The sequence below is a fragment of the Azospirillum thermophilum genome, from assembly GCF_003130795.1.
Classification (GTDB): Bacteria; Pseudomonadota; Alphaproteobacteria; order Azospirillales; family Azospirillaceae; genus Azospirillum; species Azospirillum thermophilum.
The window spans coordinates 271,311-288,177 of the sequence record NZ_CP029353.1; the positions used below are offsets into that span (position 1 = coordinate 271,311).

At 68.9% G+C, this 16,867-nt stretch carries 16 protein-coding genes; 8 read left to right on the forward strand and 8 right to left on the reverse strand.

Annotated elements, in window-relative coordinates; translation table 11 throughout:
* The first annotated feature begins 8 nt into the window (after positions 1-8).
* Together DEW08_RS07315 and ltrA are read left to right on the forward strand one after the other, a co-directional pair.
* Positions 9-731 (forward strand): Bax inhibitor-1/YccA family protein, encoded by a 723-nt coding sequence (locus DEW08_RS07315; RefSeq protein ID WP_109325799.1) that lies wholly within the window; start codon positions 9-11, stop codon positions 729-731.
* A 664-nt stretch (positions 732-1,395) separates the two neighbouring features.
* Positions 1,396-2,550, forward strand: coding sequence for a group II intron reverse transcriptase/maturase (gene ltrA, locus DEW08_RS07325; RefSeq protein WP_245986462.1), 1,155 nt, complete (start codon positions 1,396-1,398; stop codon positions 2,548-2,550).
* A gap of 344 nt (positions 2,551-2,894) precedes the next feature.
* Here ltrA and DEW08_RS07330 read toward each other — a convergent pair whose 3' ends face one another.
* The 3 genes from DEW08_RS07330 to dnaK all read right to left on the reverse strand — a co-directional run bounded on the left by DEW08_RS07330 (position 2,895) and on the right by dnaK (position 7,450).
* The gene (locus DEW08_RS07330) at positions 2,895-4,040 is read right to left on the reverse strand and encodes a GGDEF domain-containing protein (protein ID WP_109325801.1); all 1,146 of its coding nucleotides are present in this window, start codon (positions 4,038-4,040) and stop codon (positions 2,895-2,897) included.
* Between the two features lie 179 nt (positions 4,041-4,219).
* The gene (gene dnaJ / locus DEW08_RS07335; RefSeq protein ID WP_109325802.1) at positions 4,220-5,380 is read right to left on the reverse strand and encodes a molecular chaperone DnaJ; all 1,161 of its coding nucleotides are present in this window, start codon (positions 5,378-5,380) and stop codon (positions 4,220-4,222) included.
* Positions 5,381-5,533: 153 nt separating this feature from the next.
* Positions 5,534-7,450 (reverse strand): molecular chaperone DnaK, encoded by a 1,917-nt coding sequence (gene dnaK / locus DEW08_RS07340; protein ID WP_109325804.1) that lies wholly within the window; start codon positions 7,448-7,450, stop codon positions 5,534-5,536.
* Between the two features lie 628 nt (positions 7,451-8,078).
* Here dnaK and DEW08_RS07345 point away from each other — a divergent pair.
* Positions 8,079-8,282 carry a hypothetical protein gene (locus tag DEW08_RS07345; RefSeq protein ID WP_109325808.1) on the forward strand — a complete coding sequence of 68 codons (204 nt, stop codon included), beginning with the start codon at positions 8,079-8,081 and terminating at the stop codon, positions 8,280-8,282.
* 96 nt (positions 8,283-8,378) lie between these two features.
* On the opposite strand, the gene DEW08_RS07350 is transcribed toward DEW08_RS07345, so the two are convergent.
* Positions 8,379-8,873, reverse strand: a complete 495-nt coding sequence (locus tag DEW08_RS07350; RefSeq protein ID WP_245986463.1) for a hypothetical protein — start codon at positions 8,871-8,873, stop codon at positions 8,379-8,381.
* Positions 8,874-8,999: 126 nt separating this feature from the next.
* Here DEW08_RS07350 and DEW08_RS07355 point away from each other — a divergent pair, with 126 nt between their 5' ends.
* Positions 9,000-9,884 carry a DUF1848 domain-containing protein gene (locus DEW08_RS07355; protein WP_109325810.1) on the forward strand — a complete coding sequence of 295 codons (885 nt, stop codon included), beginning with the start codon at positions 9,000-9,002 and terminating at the stop codon, positions 9,882-9,884.
* A 31-nt stretch (positions 9,885-9,915) separates the two neighbouring features.
* Here DEW08_RS07355 and DEW08_RS07360 read toward each other — a convergent pair whose 3' ends face one another.
* From DEW08_RS07360 to hrcA, 3 genes are all read right to left on the reverse strand, one after another.
* Positions 9,916-10,281, reverse strand: coding sequence for a response regulator (locus DEW08_RS07360; protein WP_109325811.1), 366 nt, complete (start codon positions 10,279-10,281; stop codon positions 9,916-9,918).
* 110 nt (positions 10,282-10,391) lie between these two features.
* Positions 10,392-10,997, reverse strand: a complete 606-nt coding sequence (gene grpE / locus DEW08_RS07365) for a nucleotide exchange factor GrpE (protein WP_109325812.1) — start codon at positions 10,995-10,997, stop codon at positions 10,392-10,394.
* Between the two features lie 54 nt (positions 10,998-11,051).
* Positions 11,052-12,101: a heat-inducible transcriptional repressor HrcA gene (gene hrcA / locus DEW08_RS07370; RefSeq protein WP_109325813.1), complete on the reverse strand. Its 1,050-nt coding sequence runs from the start codon at positions 12,099-12,101 to the stop codon at positions 11,052-11,054.
* A 200-nt stretch (positions 12,102-12,301) separates the two neighbouring features.
* Here hrcA and rph point away from each other — a divergent pair, with 200 nt between their 5' ends.
* From rph to DEW08_RS07390, 4 genes are all read left to right on the forward strand, one after another.
* On the forward strand, positions 12,302-13,021 hold the full coding sequence (rph, locus tag DEW08_RS07375; RefSeq protein WP_109329620.1) for a ribonuclease PH: 720 nt from the start codon (positions 12,302-12,304) through the stop codon (positions 13,019-13,021).
* 128 nt (positions 13,022-13,149) lie between these two features.
* The gene (rdgB, locus tag DEW08_RS07380; protein WP_109325814.1) at positions 13,150-13,752 is read left to right on the forward strand and encodes an RdgB/HAM1 family non-canonical purine NTP pyrophosphatase; all 603 of its coding nucleotides are present in this window, start codon (positions 13,150-13,152) and stop codon (positions 13,750-13,752) included.
* Positions 13,740-14,906 (forward strand): radical SAM family heme chaperone HemW, encoded by a 1,167-nt coding sequence (hemW, locus tag DEW08_RS07385; RefSeq protein ID WP_109325815.1) that lies wholly within the window; start codon positions 13,740-13,742, stop codon positions 14,904-14,906. The genes rdgB and hemW overlap by 13 nt, the downstream gene beginning before the upstream one ends.
* A gap of 67 nt (positions 14,907-14,973) precedes the next feature.
* Complete coding sequence (locus DEW08_RS07390) at positions 14,974-15,465, forward strand: dihydrofolate reductase (protein ID WP_109325816.1); 492 nt, start codon at positions 14,974-14,976, stop codon at positions 15,463-15,465.
* Between the two features lie 78 nt (positions 15,466-15,543).
* Here the strand turns inward: DEW08_RS07390 and hslU are convergent, their stop codons facing one another.
* Complete coding sequence (hslU, locus tag DEW08_RS07395; protein ID WP_109325817.1) at positions 15,544-16,863, reverse strand: ATP-dependent protease ATPase subunit HslU; 1,320 nt, start codon at positions 16,861-16,863, stop codon at positions 15,544-15,546.
* Positions 16,864-16,867 lie beyond the last annotated feature (4 nt).

A 16,867-nucleotide genomic window follows, 5' to 3' on the forward strand; every position in this document is an offset into this window, starting at 1 on the left:
GTACGACCATGGCTGACCCGACCTTTAACCGATACGCGACCGCGGGCCGCGCGATAGATCGGGGCTACTTCGACGAAGGCCTGCGGCAGCACATGCTGCGTGTTTACAATTACATGGGTGTTGGTCTGGCGGTGACGGGCCTGATCGCCTTTCTCGTCTCGACCAGCCCCGCCCTGATGGCCACCATCTTCGGCACGCCGCTGAAGTGGGTGGTGATGCTGGCCCCGCTCGCCTTCATCATGGTGCTGTCCTTCGGGATCAACCGCCTGTCCTTCGCGTCGGCCCAGATGGTCTTCTGGACCTACTGCGGCGCGATGGGCCTGTCGATGGCGTCGATCTTCCTGGTCTTCACCGGGGCGTCGATCGCGCTGACCTTCTTCGTCACGGCGGCCACCTTCCTGGCGATGAGCCTCTACGGCTACACCACGAAGGCCGACCTGTCGAAGATGGGCTCGTTCCTGATGATGGGCGTGATCGGCATCGTGATCGCCAGCCTGGCGAACATCTTCTTCCAGTCGCCGGCTCTGCACTTCGCGATCTCGATCATCGGCGTGCTGGTCTTCACCGGCCTGACCGCCTATGACACCCAGCGCATCAAGGAAGAGTATGCCGAGGGCTACGACCACGAGACCAGCGGCAAGCTGGCCCTGATGGGCGCCCTGACGCTGTACCTGGACTTCGTCAACCTCTTCCAGTTCCTGCTGCAGTTCCTGGGCCAGCGCGACGACTGACCCTCGTCCCGCTCCCGCCGGAACACCGGACCGCCCGGAGGCACCCGCCTCCGGGCGGTTTTCTTTGTGCGCCCAGCATGGGCGCGTTCTTGAGGGTGTAAGTCCCTCCGTAAGCTGGTCACGGCGAACGAAGAGAAGCGCAACTGCGGAAGGGCAACCGACCGTGGGAAGGAAGCGTGGATCGCAGCTGCGGGCCGATGAACAAGAACCGGATATGAGGCGGTGCCGACCAGGGCGAGCGGGCATGGAACCGCGAAGCTCTTGTGACCAAGGGTCGGTGGCGTAAATCCGGCGGTCGTGCAGCGAAGGAACGCGTTCTTACCTGGGGAGATCCCGCCTTGCGCCTGAAAGGGCGACGGCGTCGAGCCGGAGCGGGAAGTCAGCAGAGGCCATAGTAGGCGAGGCGCGAGCCGGACCGAAGGGCCGAACGAGGGAGAATGGAGTCCACCCGACGATGCGTGAGGCCATGCGTCAGATGCCGGAGCGATCCGGGAGGCGGGAGAGGAGGACGGGTGAAGCCCGTCCGGAGGCCCGTCGTGACGAAGCCGAGCGCCCGCGCCGGGACACGGACGCCATGGGGCCGGGGCTGCTGGATGCGGTCCTGGCGCGAGAGAACCTTCTGCGAGCGTTGAGGAAGGTGCGGGCCAACGGGGGTGCAGCGGGAGTGGACGGCCTGGACATCGACCAGACCGCCGCACTGCTGAAGAGCCGCTGGCCGGCGATCCGCGACAGCCTGCGGGAGGGGACGTACCGGCCGCAGCCGGTGCGTCGCGTGATGATCCCGAAACCTGGGGGTGGCGAGCGCGAACTCGGCATTCCCTCGGTGACGGACCGCCTGATCCAACAGGCGATGCTGCAAGTTCTCCAGCCGATCCTCGATCCCGGCTTCAGCGACCACAGTTACGGCTTCCGTCCCGGCCGGAGTGCGCACGACGCCGTCCTTGCGGCGCAAAACTTCGTGCAGTCCGGCCGGCGGATCGTCGTGGATGTGGACCTGGAGAAGTTCTTCGACCGGATCGACCATGACCTTCTGATCGACCGTCTGTCCAAGAGGGTCCCGGACCCGGCCATCATCCGGCTGGTGCGGGCCTACCTGGATGCCGGCGTCATGGAGGACGATGGGGCGGTCGCACGGCGTCGGACGGGTTCCCCGCAAGGGGGACCGCTGTCGCCGCTGCTGGCCAATCTGATCCTGGACGAGGTGGACAAGGAACTGGAACGCCGGGGCCATGCCTTCTGCCGCTACGCCGACGACTGCAACGTCTATGTGCGGTCGCGTCGGGCGGGAGAGCGGGTGATGGCCCTGCTGCGGCGCCTCCATGGCCGGTTGCACCTGACGGTGAACGAAGCCAAGAGCGCCGTGGCCCCCGTCTTCGGCCGCAAATTCCTCGGCTATGCCTTCTGGGCCGGACCGAAGGGAGAGGTCAGGCGGAGGGTCGCCGACAAGGCGATCACGGCGTTCAAGGACCACATCCGCGACCTGACGCCCCGGCTGACGGGACGGTCGATGGCCGCGGTGGTGGCGAGGCTGCGCGATTTCCTGCTGGGCTGGAAAGCCTACTTCCGACTGGCGCAAACTCCAAAGGTCCGGCGAACGCTGGACGAATGGATACGCCACCGGCTGCGGGCCATTCAGCTCAAGCAGTGGAAGCGGGGGAAGACCATCTTCCGGGAACTGACGGCCAGAGGGGCCAAGCCCGCCGTCGCCCAACAAATCGCGGCCAATGGCCGACGCTGGTGGGGCAACAGCGGCAAGCTTCTCAATGCAGTCCTCACCATCAAATGGGCAGACCAACTCGGACTGCCCAGGTTCGCATGACCTCAATCCCCCGAACCGCCCGGTGCGGACCCGCATGCCGGGTGGTGTGGCAGGGGTGCGACCTTCTCGGGTCGCCCCCTATGCCGATTCGGCGGATGCCGCTGGCCGCGCCGGTTGCAGAAGCCGGCGGCCGATCGACGGGGATGGGTCCGATCCCGGCGGTCCGGAAGCGCGGGCAGCAGCCTGAGCGTCTGCAGCGGCAGGATCAGGAGAATGAGGATCCTGTCCATCCTCTTTGCCCTCCGTACGCGGCGGGGCGGTGGACCATCCACCACCCGTCCGCACGGGCGGGTGTAGCCCGGCAGGGGAAGATGGCCGGCGGGCAAGACCGCGCGGTTGCCCGGTCAGGCGGCCGGCTTGCAGCAGGTGCCGCTGCTGACGACCCTGTCCTTGCCCGACTGCTTGGCGTGGTACATGCGGTGGTCGGCCAGCTCCACCAGCGCCTCCCAGCTCTGCGGCCGGTCGGTCAGCACCTCCGCCACGCCGATGCTGGCGGTCTGCGGCAGGCCGTCGGGGCGTACCCCCAGCCCGTTGCGGCGCAGCCGTTCCACGGCGATCACCGCCCCGTCGCGCGGGGTGTTGGGCATGATGACCAGGAACTCCTCGCCGCCCCAGCGCACCATCACGTCGGACTGGCGCAGCATGGCCCGCACCGCGTCGGCCGCCCGGCGCAGGACGCGGTCGCCCTCGTCATGGCCGAAGCGGTCGTTGACGGCCTTGAAGTTGTCGAGGTCGACGAAGGCGACCGACAGCGGCTGGTCCGACCGCTGGGCGTGGGCGAACTGCAGCTTCAGCAGCTCGTCCCCGACCCGGCGGGAGAAGGCGCCGGTCAGCATGTCATGGGTCGCCTGATCCAGCAGCGCCGTCATGAAGTGGAGCTGGCTCATCGCCGCCAGGGTCGCCACCACGGCGATCAGGGCGAGCAGCCACAGGGCGCTGAGGTAGGAGGGGAAGGGCAGGATCAGCGAGCCGTACATGCCCGCCGCCAGATGCGCGGCCAGCATGGGCAGGGCGAAGATCGCGCCTTCCACCGCCGTCAGGGGGAAGACGCTGAGCCCGGCGATCATCACGAAGGGCAGATAGCCGTAGCCGGCGACCACCGCCTCCGCCAGATCGTTGTGGCCCTGCCCGTAGAGCAGGGGATGCGACAGGATGAAGAACAGCGTCGGGATGGCGAACAGCAGGCACAGCCGGCGCCAGGCGGCGGGAAGATCCTCGCAGGGGCGCCGGTCGAAGGCCAGCATCAGGAAGGCGGCGCTGGCGCCCAGCCGGAGGCTGGCGAGCTTCGCCCACAGGGGCCAGTCGAAGATGGTGAAGTCGATGGCGATCCACAGCGGCGTCAGCAACCCGAAGACCATGGCGACCATGCGCACGCGGGACTGGATCATCGCGGCCCGGTGCCGGTTCAGGATCGGAGTCTGGCCGAGCGGGATCAGCAGCCCGCGCAGCTCCTCCGGCGTCATGTCGCCAATGATCAGGGATCGGAACATCGTCTCCGGTGAATACACACGCATCGGCGCGGGGGCAACGTGATTTCCTCAACGGGATGTGGGTGTTAGGGTCGCACCCTCCCCCGCCGACGGATGCTGCGCCGCACTCGCCAAAAGAAAAGGGGGAGCCGCCCCCGCAGCTCCCCCGTCTCGTGCCAGACCACGCCGGCCGGACCCGGTCAGTCCTTCAGATCCTCCCAAAGTTCCTTCACCTTGGCGAAGAAGCCCTCGGACTGCGGATGGGACCCTTCCTTGCCGGCGGTGTCGAACTCGCGCAGCAGTTCCTGCTGGCGCTTGGTCAGGTTCACCGGGGTCTCCACCACCGCCTGGATGTACATGTCGCCGCGCTGGGTGCTGCGCAGCACCGACATGCCCTTGGACTTGATGCGGAACTGGTGGCCCGACTGGGTGCCCGGCGGGACCGTCACCTTGGTGCGCGTCCCGTCGATGGTCGGAACCTCGACCGAGCCGCCCAGCGCCGCGGTGGTCATCGGGATCGGCACCCGGCAATGGATGTTGGCGCCGTCGCGCTGGAAGATCGGGTGCGGGGCGATCGCCAGGAAGATGTAGAGGTCGCCCGGCGGCGCGCCGCGCAGGCCCGCCTCCCCCTCGCCGGCAAGCCGGATGCGGGTGCCGTCCTCGACGCCCGCGGGGATGTTGACCTGAAGGGTCTTCTCCTTGCGCAGGCGGCCGGCGCCGCCGCAGCTCTTGCAGGGGTCCTTGATGACGCGGCCCTGGCCGTGGCAGCCGGGGCAGGTGCGCTCGATGGTGAAGAAGCCCTGCTGGGCGCGCACCTTGCCGTGGCCCTGGCAGGTCGGGCAGGTGACCGGCTGGGTGCCGGCCGCCGCCCCCGACCCGTTGCAGCTGTCGCACTGGACCGAGGTCGGCACGCGCACCGTGGTCTGCGTGCCCTTGAACGCCTCCTCCAGCGAGATCTCGAGGTTGTAGCGCAGGTCCTGGCCGCGGCTGGAGGCCCCGCCGCCGCCGCGCCGGCCGCCCATGAACTCGCCGAACATCTCGTCGAAGATGTCGGCGAAGCCGCCGGCCCCGCCGAAGTCGAAGTTGAAGCCGCCGGCTCCGCCGCCGAAGCCGCCGGCCCCGCCGCCGCGCCCGTTCTCGAAGGCGGCGTGGCCGAAGCGGTCGTAGGCCGCGCGCTTCTGATCGTCCTTCAGGACGTCATAGGCTTCGCTGATTTCCTTGAACTTCTGCTCGGCGTCCTTGTCACCCTGGTTGCGGTCCGGGTGGTACTTCATCGCCATCTTGCGGTAAGCCTTCTTCAGCTCGTCCGCGCTGGCGCCCTTCTCCACACCGAGCAGCTCGTAATAATCCTGTTTCGCCATGGGCCCCGACCGCCTCACATCGTTCCATCACCAAACGGCCGGCCATTCACGGGCCAACCGGAAACCGCCGCCCGGACAGACCGCCGGCCCGCCGCCGGAACAGGCGACGGGCCAACGGTCACAGGCACGGAACAGACCCGGACTGGCGTAGCGTTACGCCGACTTCTTCTTGTCGTCCTGGACTTCCTCGAAGTCGGCGTCGACCACGCCCGGCTCGTTGGGAGCGGAGGCGCCGGCCTCGCCCTCGGCACCCGGGGCGGCACCCTGGCCGGTCTTGTAGATCGCCTCGCCCAGCTTCATCGAGGCCTGGGCCAGGGCGTCGGTCTTAGCCTTCAGCGTCTCGAGGTTGTCGCTCTCCATCGCCGACTTCAGCTCGGCGATCGCCGCCTCGGCGGCCGACTTGTCGGAGGCCGGGATCTTGTCGCCGTTCTCCTTGATCGTCCGCTCGGTGGTGTGGATCAGCGCGTCGGCATGGTTGCGGGCGTCCACCAGCTCACGCCGCTTCTTGTCCTCGGCGGCATGGGCCTCGGCGTCCTTGACCATCTTGTCGATGTCGGTGTCCGACAGGCCGCCCGAGGCCTGGATGCGGATCTGCTGCTCCTTGCCGGTGGCCTTGTCCTTCGCGGTGACGCTGACGATGCCGTTGGCGTCGATGTCGAAGGTCACCTCGACCTGCGGCACGCCGCGCGGGGCCGGCGGGATGCCGACGAGGTCGAACTGGCCGAGCAGCTTGTTGTCCGCGGCCATCTCACGCTCGCCCTGGAAGACGCGGATGGTCACCGCGTTCTGGTTGTCCTCGGCGGTCGAGAAGACCTGGCTCTTCTTGGTCGGGATGGTGGTGTTGCGGTCGATCAGGCGGGTGAACACGCCGCCCAGCGTCTCGATGCCCAGCGACAGCGGGGTGACGTCGAGCAGCAGGACGTCCTTCACCTCGCCCTTCAGCACGCCGCCCTGGATGGCGGCGCCGATGGCGACCACCTCGTCCGGGTTCACGCCGCGGTGCGGCTCGCGTCCGAAGAACTGCTTCACCGCCTCGGTGACCTTCGGCATGCGGGTCATGCCGCCGACCAGGATCACCTCGTCGATCTCGCTGGCCTTCAGGCCGGCGTCGCGGAGAGCGGCCTTGCAGGGCTCGATCGTGCGCTGGATCAGGTCGTCGACCAGGGCTTCCAGCTTGGCGCGGGTCAGCTTGATGTTGAGGTGCTTCGGCCCGGTCTGGTCGGCGGTGATGAAGGGCAGGTTCACCTCGGTCTGCATCGAGGAGGACAGCTCGATCTTGGCCTTCTCGGCGGCCTCCTTCAGGCGCTGCAGGGCCAGCCGGTCCTTGCGCAGGTCGATGCCCTGCTCCTTCTGGAACTCCTCGGCGAGATACTCGATGATGCGGCTGTCGAAGTCCTCACCGCCGAGGAAGGTGTCGCCGTTGGTCGACTTCACCTCGAACACGCCGTCGCCGATCTCCAGCACGGAGATGTCGAAGGTGCCGCCGCCGAGGTCGTAGACCGCGATGGTGCCGGCACCCTTCTTCTCCATGCCGTAGGCAAGGGCGGCCGCCGTCGGCTCGTTGATGATGCGCAGCACTTCCAGGCCGGCGATCTTGCCGGCGTCCTTGGTGGCCTGGCGCTGGCTGTCGTTGAAGTAGGCGGGAACGGTGATGACCGCCTGCGTGACCTTCTCACCCAGGTAGTTCTCGGCCGTCTCCTTCATCTTCTGCAGGATGAAGGCGCTGATCTGGCTCGGGCTGTACTTCTTGCCGTGGGACTCGACCCAGGCATCGCCGTTGTCGCCGGGAATGATCCTGTAGGGAACCAGCCCCTGGTCCTTCTTGGTCAGCGGATCCTCGAAGCGGCGCCCGATCAGGCGCTTGATCGCGAAGAAGGTGTTCTCGGGGTTGGTCACGGCCTGACGCTTGGCCGGCTGGCCGACCAGACGCTCGCCGTTCTGGGAAAAGGCGACCATCGACGGCGTGGTGCGGGTGCCTTCGGCGTTTTCGATCACCTTGGCGCTGCCGCCTTCCATCACGGCGACGCACGAGTTCGTGGTGCCGAGGTCGATGCCAATGACTTTGCTCATGTTCAGCCTCTTATGTTCGGCAGATGCGTGGCGGCCCGTCGCTTCCGGCACCGCCGCGATCCCCATGGGTCGGTGGAACGGTTTGGATGAGAACACGACTGTTGGCGCAGATATAGGCGGGCCTGTTTCGGGCTGCAACGGCTCCCTGCCCCTTCAACCGGCAAAAGCCGGAAAAGGCATAGGCCGCCCGGCCGGCCGACCGGCCGCCGCGACCCGGCGGACCGCCGGAAGAACTCTCTTCGAAATGGAATACGGCAGTATGCAGTAGCCCGGCTGTATATACCCGGGTACTCAGCTTGCTTTAGTCGCTTAACCGTTAAGTATACAAGACTATGAACAGGATGGAGGCGGCAATCCGGTTACCTTAACCTTTCATTAACAAGCAACCGAGTGCATTTATGCAGGGAATCAATTGGCGGTTGCTGTAGCTATTCCTTGTCACGAGATTCAATTAGTGAAAACCCGAAAGTTTTATGATATCTCCATTGGGAGTAGGAACGCTCCTGTTGGGCGGCCAAGGCATCCGGCTCCATCCGGCCCGGTGCTTCGGCCGGCCGGCCGGTCGTGTTCCACCCGGAGTGCCTAGAAGGGGCATCGGGCTCGACCAAGCGTTTCAAGGGGAACCGCGATGACGGAAGATCGGCGCGACGTGGCTTTAGCGATCAAGTCCTGCCTGGACAGCCTGCAGGACGATGCCGTCCGGTGCCGGCTTGACGATCTGGCGCGGTTCCTCAGCCTCGCCGCCATGGCCGCGGAAGAGGCGGCGTGCCAGCTCGACACGCGTTCGGTGCATATGAAGGCCCTGATGGCCGGCAGCGCCGGTCACTGCTGATCCGCGTCCGGATGCGCGGCCCCGTCGGCGGCCCCCGCCGCCGGCTCGGGCAGCGGGCGGCGCCGGGAAGGACCGGGGGCCCGCGTCATCCGGCGATCACAGAATCTCCGCGTCCCGGACCAGCCCGTCGACCTGGCCCAGCATCACGGCACAGGATTCGTCGCCGTCCAGGATGGCCGGCAGCGCGACGCTGAACATCGCGACGCTCGCCCTGCCATCGCGGTCGCTTCCGATCAGCCACAGGTAATGGACCTCGGCGCGGCCGTCCTCTTCGGTATGCATCACCGCCTGCGCGATGACTCCGTCCCGGTGGGGCTCGACGGTGCGGTCGCCGGCGCGCGGATCGTCCGGCCGCACGAAACGCAGGGCCATCTCCTGCAGGACGGCCTCCACCCCGCCGGAGTCCGGACGCGGCGTCACCCGGTCGGTGACCAGCCGCAGCACCCCGCCGGCCGGCGGCGGCGGGCGGAAGGCGGCGACCGCGTGGCCCTCATGCTCCTCGACCTCCATGCTCCAGTCGGCGGGCAGGCGGAACCGCACCACGTCGTTCCAGCCGATCTCCCGCCCGTCCCGGGCCTGCCTGTTCGTCACGGCGTCCTCCTCCTGTCCCTCTTCGCGCCGCCGCCTGCGCGGCCGCTCCGCCGGGCGCACTGTAGAGCGATGCGGCCCCGGCGTCCCAGGCTTGATAAGGACCGGGCGGCTCCCCATGCTGGAGCGATGATCGTCTCCGCCAGCTACAAGACCGACATTCCCGCCTTCTACGGCCGCTGGTTCCTCAACCGGCTGGAGGCGGGATACTGCCGCATGGTCAATCCTTACGGAGGCCAGACCTACCGCATCGACCTGACGCGGCCGGCGGTGGACGGCTTCGTCTTCTGGACCAAGAACCTCGCGCCCTTCGCCCCGGGGCTGGAGGAGGTCGCCCGCCGCGGCTATCCCTTCGTCGTGCAGTACGGCATCACCGGCCTGCCGACGCTTCTGGAGCGCTCGGTGCCCGACTGGCAGCGCAGCGCCGAGCAGATGGACTGGCTGCGGGGACGCTGGGGGCCGCGGGCCGCGGTCTGGCGCTACGACCCCATCGTGCTGACCGATGCGCTGACCCCGGCCCGGCATCGCGAGACTTTCGCCCGGATCGCCGCCCGGCTGCGCGGCGTCACCGACGAGGTGGTGGTCTCCTTCCTGCAGCCCTACCGCAAGACCGCGCGCAACCTCGCCGCCGCCGGCATCGCCTGGCGCGACCCGGATCCGCAGGAGAAGCGCGCGCTGCTGGCCGATCTGGCGGCGGTCGCCGCGGAGCATGGGATGGCGCTGACCCTCTGCACCCAGCCCGCGCTGCTGGAGGTGCCGGGCACCGCCGCCGCGCGCTGCATCGACGGGGAGCGGATGTCGGACATGGCCGGGCGGCCGCTGGCGGCGCGGGAGAAGGGCAACCGTCCGGGCTGCCTGTGTGCCGAAAGCCGGGACATCGGCGATTACGACAGTTGCCCGCACGGCTGCGTCTATTGCTATGCGGTGGCGAACCGGTCGGCGGCGCAGCGGCGATTCGCCGCGCATGATCCGGAGGGTGAGTTCCTTTTCGCGCGCCTGCCCGCGGACCGCTGAACCGTCTTGCGGACAGGCTGCCGAACCGCCCTTACGGGCAGACCTTGCGCACCGTCTCCACCAGCTTTTCCGGGTTGAAGGGCTTGACCAGCCAGCCGGTGGCGCCGGCCTCGCGGCCCGCCGTCTTCTTGGCCGGGTCCGCCTCGGTGGTCAGCAGCAGCACCGGCGTGGCGCGGTTGGTGGCGCTCGCCCGCACCGCGCGGGTCAGCGCCAGCCCGTCCATCCCCGGCATGTTCAGGTCGGTGATGATGCAGTCGAACTTCTGCCGGTTGACCAGGGCCAGCCCGGCCCCGCCGTCCACGGCTTCCGTCACGCTGTAACCGGCCCGCGACAGGGTGAAGGTCACCATGTCGCGGATCGTCTTGGAGTCGTCGACGGTCAGGATGCTCTTCGGCATGGGGGAAGCCTTTCACAGCGGAGCGCCGGGGCGCCACGCCGAAAGGCGTAAGCCCATCGTGCCGCCGCGTCAACCGCCGGACGCGGCGGCCCTTTTCCCGCGGCCCGGCCTCAGGCCTTGGTATCGACGTGCTGCGCCCCGCCGTCGCCCTTGGCGACGCCGACCATCGCCTCGCGCAGCAGGCGGCCGTGGATGGTGTAGCCGGGCTGCAGCACCTGGATGACGGTGCCGGCCGGCTTGCCGGTGTTCTCGATCTCGAACATCACCTGGTGGAAGTTCGGGTCGAAGGGCTCGCCGCTCGGATCCAGCTTCTTGATGCCGGCACGGTCGAAGGCGGCGAAGAGCTGGCGCTCGGTCGCCTCGACGCCGACCGCGAGGCCCTTCAGCATCTCGTCCTTCTCGCGGCCCTCGGCCGGGACGGCCTCCAGCGCGCGGCGCAGGTTGTCGGCCACCGACACCAGCTCCTTGGCGAAGCTGGAGACGGCGAACTTGCTGGCGTCCTCGCGGTCGCGCTGGGCGCGGCGACGGGTGTTCTCGGCCTCCGCCATGGCGCGCAGAAGCTGGTCCTTGAGGCTCGCGACCTCGGCCTCCAGCTGGGCGACGCGGTCGCCGGCGGCCGGAGCCTCTCCGGCGGCGGCGGTCGCGGCGTCGGCGGGGGCGGCGGTCCCGGTCGGGTCCACCGCGGCGTCGGCGGGCTTGTTCTGCTCTTCGCTCATGGGTCTCTCGGTGTTCTTCTTGTCGATGGAAAAGGCGGGTGTGAAAAGACGTCCTCAGCCGACGAGCCGGCTGATGACCTTGGCGGTATAGTCCACCAGCGGAATGATGCGGGCGTAATTGATGCGCGTCGGGCCGATGACCCCGATGGCGCCGATCACCTGCTCCCGGCTGTTCTGGAAGGGCGAGATGATCAGCGAACAGCCGGAATGGTTGAACAGCACGTTCTCCGCCCCGATGAAGATCTGGACGCCGTCCCCCTGTCCGGTCGCCTCGATCAGGCGCAGCATGGCCTCCTTGGTCTCCAGCGCCTCGAACAGGGCGCGCACGCGCTCCAGGTCCGACAGCGCCGTGACGTCCTCCAGCAGCCTGGCCTGGCCGCGGACGATGAGCTGCCCGCCGCCGCCGCCCTGCGAGCCGCCGGCCCCGGCCCAGGTGGCCAGCCCCTCGGCGACCACGCGGCGGGACAGCTCGTCGAGCTGGGTCCGCTGTTCCTGGATCTCGCGCGTCACCTCCTGCCGCGCCTCTTCGAGCGTGCGGCCGACCAGCTTGGCGCTGAGATAGTTGGAGACGGTCTGCAGGGTGGAGGTCGGCAGGCCGACCGGCACCTCGATGACGCGGTTCTCGACCAGCCCGTCCTCGTTCACCAGCACGACCAGCGCCCGGCCGGGGCCGAGCGAGACGAACTCGATGTGCTTCAGCGGCCGGTCGGTCTTCGGCGCCACCACCAGCCCGGCGCAGTGCGACAGGCCGGCCAGCATGGTCGAGGCCTCGTTCAGCACGTCGGACAGCGCCCGGCCGGAGGAGGCGCATTTCGCCTCGATCGACTCGCGCTCGTCCTCGGTCAGCGAACCGATCTCCAGCAGGCCGTTGACGAACATGCGCAGGCCGGCGTCGGTCGGGATGCGGCCGGCCGAGGTATGGGGGGCGTAGAGAAGCCCCTGCTCCTCCAGATCGGCCATCACGTTGCGGATGGTCGCGGGCGACAGGACCATGCCCAGCCGCCGCGAGATCGTGCGCGATCCCACCGGCTCGCCCGTCGCCACATAGGCGTCGACGATCTGCCGGAAGATCTCGCGGGATCGTTGGTTCAGCTCGGTGATCATGGTCCGGACGGGTTGTCGTTGGGCCGCGCAACGCGCGCGTCCGAATTTAGGCAGGTCAGGCAGCCGAATCAACGGATGCGCCCCCGCCGGCCCCGGAAGAGGGCACTTCGCGCAAACGGAGCGGCCTTGCGGGCTGGACGCGCCGGGTCCGAGCCGATAGCCTGCGGGCCGTTTTCAACTGAACCCATCGGATGATTGCCATGCGCCCCTCCGGCCGCGCCCTCGACCAGCTGCGCACCATCTCGCTCGAACCCGGCTTCAGCAAATATGCCGAGGGCTCCTGCCTGGTGCGGTTCGGCGACACGCATGTGCTGTGCACGGCCAGCGTGGACGAGACGGTGCCGCGCTTCCTGAAGAACACCGGGCTCGGCTGGGTCACCGCGGAATACGGCATGCTGCCGCGCTCGACCCACAGCCGCACCGACCGCGAGGCGGCCAAGGGCAAGCAGTCAGGCCGCACCCAGGAGATCCAGCGGCTGATCGGCCGGGCGCTGCGCGCCGTCGCCAACCGCTCGGCGATGGGCGAGAAGCAGATCAAGATCGACTGCGACGTCATCCAGGCCGACGGCGGCACCCGCACCGCCGCCATCACCGGCAGCTACGTCGCCCTGCACCTCGCCTTCCAGCACCTGCTTCAGATCGGCGCGATCAAGAGCATGCCGCTGACCGACCAGGTGGCCGCGGTGTCCTGCGGCATCCACCAGGGCAACGCCGTGCTCGACCTCGACTATGCCGAGGATTCGACCGCCCAGGCCGACGCCAACTTCGTGCTGACCGGCCGCGGCGGCATCGTCGAGGTGCAGGGCACCGCCGAGGAGACCCCCTTCAGCGAAGCCCAGTTCAACGAGCTGATGGCGCTGGCCCGCAAGGGCGTCGACGAGCTGGTCGCGTTGCAGAAGACCGCGCTCGGCATCAAGTAAGGATCGCGCAGGTAAGGATAGGGTCCGGGAGCGGAGGCGGGGACGGCCGCCGGCCTGCCCGTGCTCCGCCCGGCCGCTTCACGCCGCCGCCGCATGACGTTGCAGGTTCGTACAAGGAAATCAAAGGTATGGCTTCCATTCCCCGCCGCTTCACCGGCGACACGCTCGTGATCGCCAGCCACAACAAGGGCAAGGTGCGCGAGATCGCCGACCTGCTCGGTCCTTACGTGCGGACCTTCACCACGGCGGGCGAGCTCGGGCTGCCGGAGCCGGAGGAGACCGGCACGACCTTCATCGCCAATGCGGAGCTGAAGGCGCGGGCCGCCGCCGCGGCCGGCCACGTCGCGATGGCCGACGACAGCGGTCTGGTGGTGCCGGCGCTGGGCGGCGACCCCGGCATCTACTCCGCCCGCTGGGCCGGGCCGGAGAAGGACTTCGCCATGGCGATGCGCAAGGTGGAGGAGGGGCTGGCCGGCAAGACCGACCGCAGTGCCTGTTTCGTCTGCGCCCTGACGCTCGCCTGGCCGGACGGGCATGTGGAGTCGGTGGAAGGCCGCTGTTCCGGCACGCTGGTGTGGCCGCCGCGCGGCGACAAAGGTTTCGGTTACGATCCGATGTTCGTGCCGGATGGCTTCGACATCACGTTCGGTGAGATGGAGCCGGCCAGGAAGCACGAGATGAGCCACCGGGCCGACGCCTTCCGTCAACTGGTCGACCGATGCTTCCGCTGAGCGGCGATCCCGGCTTCGCGATCTACGTCCACTGGCCCTTCTGCAAGTCGAAGTGTCCCTACTGCGACTTCAACAGCCATGTGCGCGAGCGGGTGGACCACGAGCGCTGGCGTGCCGCGCTGTTGCGGGAACTCGATCATTACGCTGACGTAACGGGTGGTCGCCGCGTCACCTCGGTCTTCTTCGGCGGCGGCACGCCGTCGCTGATGGAGCCCGCCACCGTCGCCGCCCTGCTCGACCGCGTCGCCGCGCGCTGGCCGGTGGCCGACGGGCTGGAGGTGACGCTGGAGGCCAACCCGACCTCGGTGGAGGCCGAGAAGTTCCGCGCCTTCCGCACCGCCGGGGTCAACCGGGTGTCGCTCGGGATCCAGGCGCTGGACGATGCGCCGCTGCGCTTCCTCGGCCGCCGGCACAACGCGGCGGAGGCGCTGGGCGCCATCGGGCTGGCGGCGAAAAGCTTCGATCGTTTCTCTTTCGATCTGATCTACGCCCGTCCGGGACAGAGCGTCGCCGACTGGGAGGCGGAGCTGAAGCGGGCGCTCGACCATGCGGTCGGGCATCTGTCGGTCTACCAGTTGACGATCGAGGAGGGGACGGCCTTCCATCCGCTGCACGCCCGCGGTGAGCTGGTCCTTCCCGACGACGAGCTGGCCGGCGACCTCTACGAAGCGACGCAGGCCGTACTGGGAGCGGCCGGGCTGCCGGCCTACGAGATCTCCAACCATGCCCGTCCGGGCGAGGAGAGCCGGCACAACCTGACCTACTGGCGCTACGGCGACTATGTCGGCATCGGGCCCGGCGCCCATGGCCGGCTGACGCTGGACGGCGAGAAGCGGGCGACCCGCGCCCACCGCGCCCCGGAAATCTGGCTGGAGCGGGTGGAGCGCGACGGCCATGGCGCCGCCGCCCCCGACCCGATCGAGCGGGCCGACCGCGGCACCGAGCTTCTGATGATGGGCCTGCGGCTGACCGAGGGCGTGCCCCGCGCGCGGCTGGTCGAGGAGGCGGGCTGCGACCTCGACGGCGTCGTGGATGCCGGCGGGCTCGCCCGTCTGGTCGCCGGCGGCTTCCTGGAGGTCACCGACAGCCATGTCCGCGCGACCTACGAGGGGCGCCAGCGGTTGAACGGGGTGCTGCGGGCTCTGCTCGCCTGACCGAACCGCGGGCTCCGCTCGCCTGACCGAACCGCGAGCCCTGCTCGCCTGACCGACGGGGGGACGGATGCGCATCAGCCTGGTGGTGGCCGCCGCCGCCAACGGCGTCATCGGCCGCGATGGCGACCTGCCCTGGCGCCTGCCGGGCGACCTGAAGCGTTTCAAGGAGCTGACGCTCGGCAAGCCGGTGCTGATGGGCCGGCGCACCTGGGAGTCGCTTCCCCGCCGCCCGCTGCCGGGGCGGGAGAACCTCGTCGTCAGCCGCAGCGCAGCCCCCGGCGAGCGGGACGGCGCCCGCTGGTTCTCCGGGATCGCCGGGGCCATCGACCATGCCCGCGCCGGCGGAGCGGACGAGCTGTGCGTCATCGGCGGTGCGGAGATCTTCCGCGAGACCCTGCCGCTCGCCGACACGCTGCACCTGACCCGCGTCGAGCGGGCGGTGGAGGGCGACACGCTGATGCCGCCGCCCGGCCCCGGCTGGGTGGAGCGGGAGAGCGGTCCCCTGCTGGAGGAGAACGGGCTGCCCTACCGCTTCATCGAGTACCGGCGCGGGGGATAGCGCGGTCCGTCCTGCCGGATCTTGCGGATCCTGCGCGGGTCACCCGGACGGACATCGATCCGGGTGACCCCTGCCGCCTTACAGGATGAACTTCGACAGGTCGGCGTTCCTGGCGAGGCTGCTGACCCGCTCGCGCACATAGGCCGCGTCGACCGTCACCGTCGTGCCCGGCCGGTCGCTGGCCGAGAAGCTGACCTCCTCCAGCAGCCGCTCCAGCACCGTGTGCAGGCGGCGGGCGCCGATGTTCTCGACGCTGCCGTTGATCTCCGCCGCCAGACGGGCCAGCTCGTCGATGCTGTCGTCGGTGAAGACCAGCTCCACGTCCTCGGTCTTCAGCAGGGCCTTGTACTGCTTGATCAGGCTGGCTTCCGGCTCGGTCAGGATGCGCTTGAAGTCGTCCTGCGACAGGGCCTTCAGCTCGACGCGGATGGGCAGGCGGCCCTGCAGCTCGGGCAGCAGGTCGGACGGCTTGGCGACGTGGAAGGCGCCCGAGGCGATGAACAGGATGTGGTCGGTCTTGACCGGCCCGTGCTTGGTCGAGACGGTGGTGCCCTCGATCAGCGGCAGCAGGTCGCGCTGCACGCCCTCGCGGCTGACGTCGGCGCCGCCGCGGTTCTCGGAACGGGCGGAGATCTTGTCGATCTCGTCGAGGAAGACGATGCCATTCTGCTCGACCGATCGGATCGCCTCCGAGACGACCTTTTCCTGGTCCAGCAGCTTGTCCGACTCCTCGGCGATCAGCACGGTGTGGCTCTCGGCCACCGTCATGCGGCGCGGCTTGGTCCGGCCGCCCATCATCTTCCCGAAGATGTCGTTCAGGTTCAGCATGCCCATCTGGGCGCCCGGCATGCCGGGGATGTCGAAGGTCGGCATGCCGCCCGGCGGGGCGGTGTCGGCGACCTGGATCTCGATCTCGCGGTCGTTCAGCGTGCCTTCGCGCAGCATCTTGCGGAACTTGGCGCGGGTCTCGGCGCCGGCGTTGTCGCCGCACAGCGCGTCGAGCACCCGCTCCTCTGCCCGCAGCTCGGCCTTGGCGACGACCTCCTTGCGCAGGCGCTCGCGGGTCATGCCGATGGCGATCTCCACGAGGTCGCGGACGATCTGCTCCACGTCGCGGCCGACATAGCCGACCTCGGTGAACTTGGTCGCCTCGATCTTCAGGAAGGGTGCCTGCGCCAGCTTGGCGAGGCGGCGGGCGATCTCCGTCTTGCCGACGCCGGTCGGGCCGATCATCAGGATGTTCTTCGGCAGCACCTCCTCGCGCAGCCCTTCGGGGAGCTGCTGGCGGCGCCAGCGGTTGCGCAGCGCGATGGCGACGGCGCGCTTGGCCTCGTGCTGGCCGACGATGTAGCGGTCGAGCTCGGAGACGATCTCGCGGGGGCTGAAAGCGGCGGTCATGGTG

Coding starts and splice junctions, on each gene's coding strand:
- DEW08_RS07315 (WP_109325799.1), top strand. CDS start 9: ATGGCTGACCCGACCTTTAACCGATACGCGACCGCGGGCCGCGCGATA.
- DEW08_RS07330 (WP_109325801.1), bottom strand. CDS start 4,040: ATGTTCCGATCCCTGATCATTGGCGACATGACGCCGGAGGAGCTGCGC.
- dnaJ (WP_109325802.1), bottom strand. CDS start 5,380: ATGGCGAAACAGGATTATTACGAGCTGCTCGGTGTGGAGAAGGGCGCC.
- dnaK (WP_109325804.1), bottom strand. CDS start 7,450: ATGAGCAAAGTCATTGGCATCGACCTCGGCACCACGAACTCGTGCGTC.
- DEW08_RS07345 (WP_109325808.1), top strand. CDS start 8,079: ATGACGGAAGATCGGCGCGACGTGGCTTTAGCGATCAAGTCCTGCCTG.
- DEW08_RS07355 (WP_109325810.1), top strand. CDS start 9,000: ATGATCGTCTCCGCCAGCTACAAGACCGACATTCCCGCCTTCTACGGC.
- DEW08_RS07360 (WP_109325811.1), bottom strand. CDS start 10,281: ATGCCGAAGAGCATCCTGACCGTCGACGACTCCAAGACGATCCGCGAC.
- grpE (WP_109325812.1), bottom strand. CDS start 10,997: ATGAGCGAAGAGCAGAACAAGCCCGCCGACGCCGCGGTGGACCCGACC.
- hrcA (WP_109325813.1), bottom strand. CDS start 12,101: ATGATCACCGAGCTGAACCAACGATCCCGCGAGATCTTCCGGCAGATC.
- rph (WP_109329620.1), top strand. CDS start 12,302: ATGCGCCCCTCCGGCCGCGCCCTCGACCAGCTGCGCACCATCTCGCTC.
- rdgB (WP_109325814.1), top strand. CDS start 13,150: ATGGCTTCCATTCCCCGCCGCTTCACCGGCGACACGCTCGTGATCGCC.
- hemW (WP_109325815.1), top strand. CDS start 13,740: ATGCTTCCGCTGAGCGGCGATCCCGGCTTCGCGATCTACGTCCACTGG.
- DEW08_RS07390 (WP_109325816.1), top strand. CDS start 14,974: ATGCGCATCAGCCTGGTGGTGGCCGCCGCCGCCAACGGCGTCATCGGC.
- hslU (WP_109325817.1), bottom strand. CDS start 16,863: ATGACCGCCGCTTTCAGCCCCCGCGAGATCGTCTCCGAGCTCGACCGC.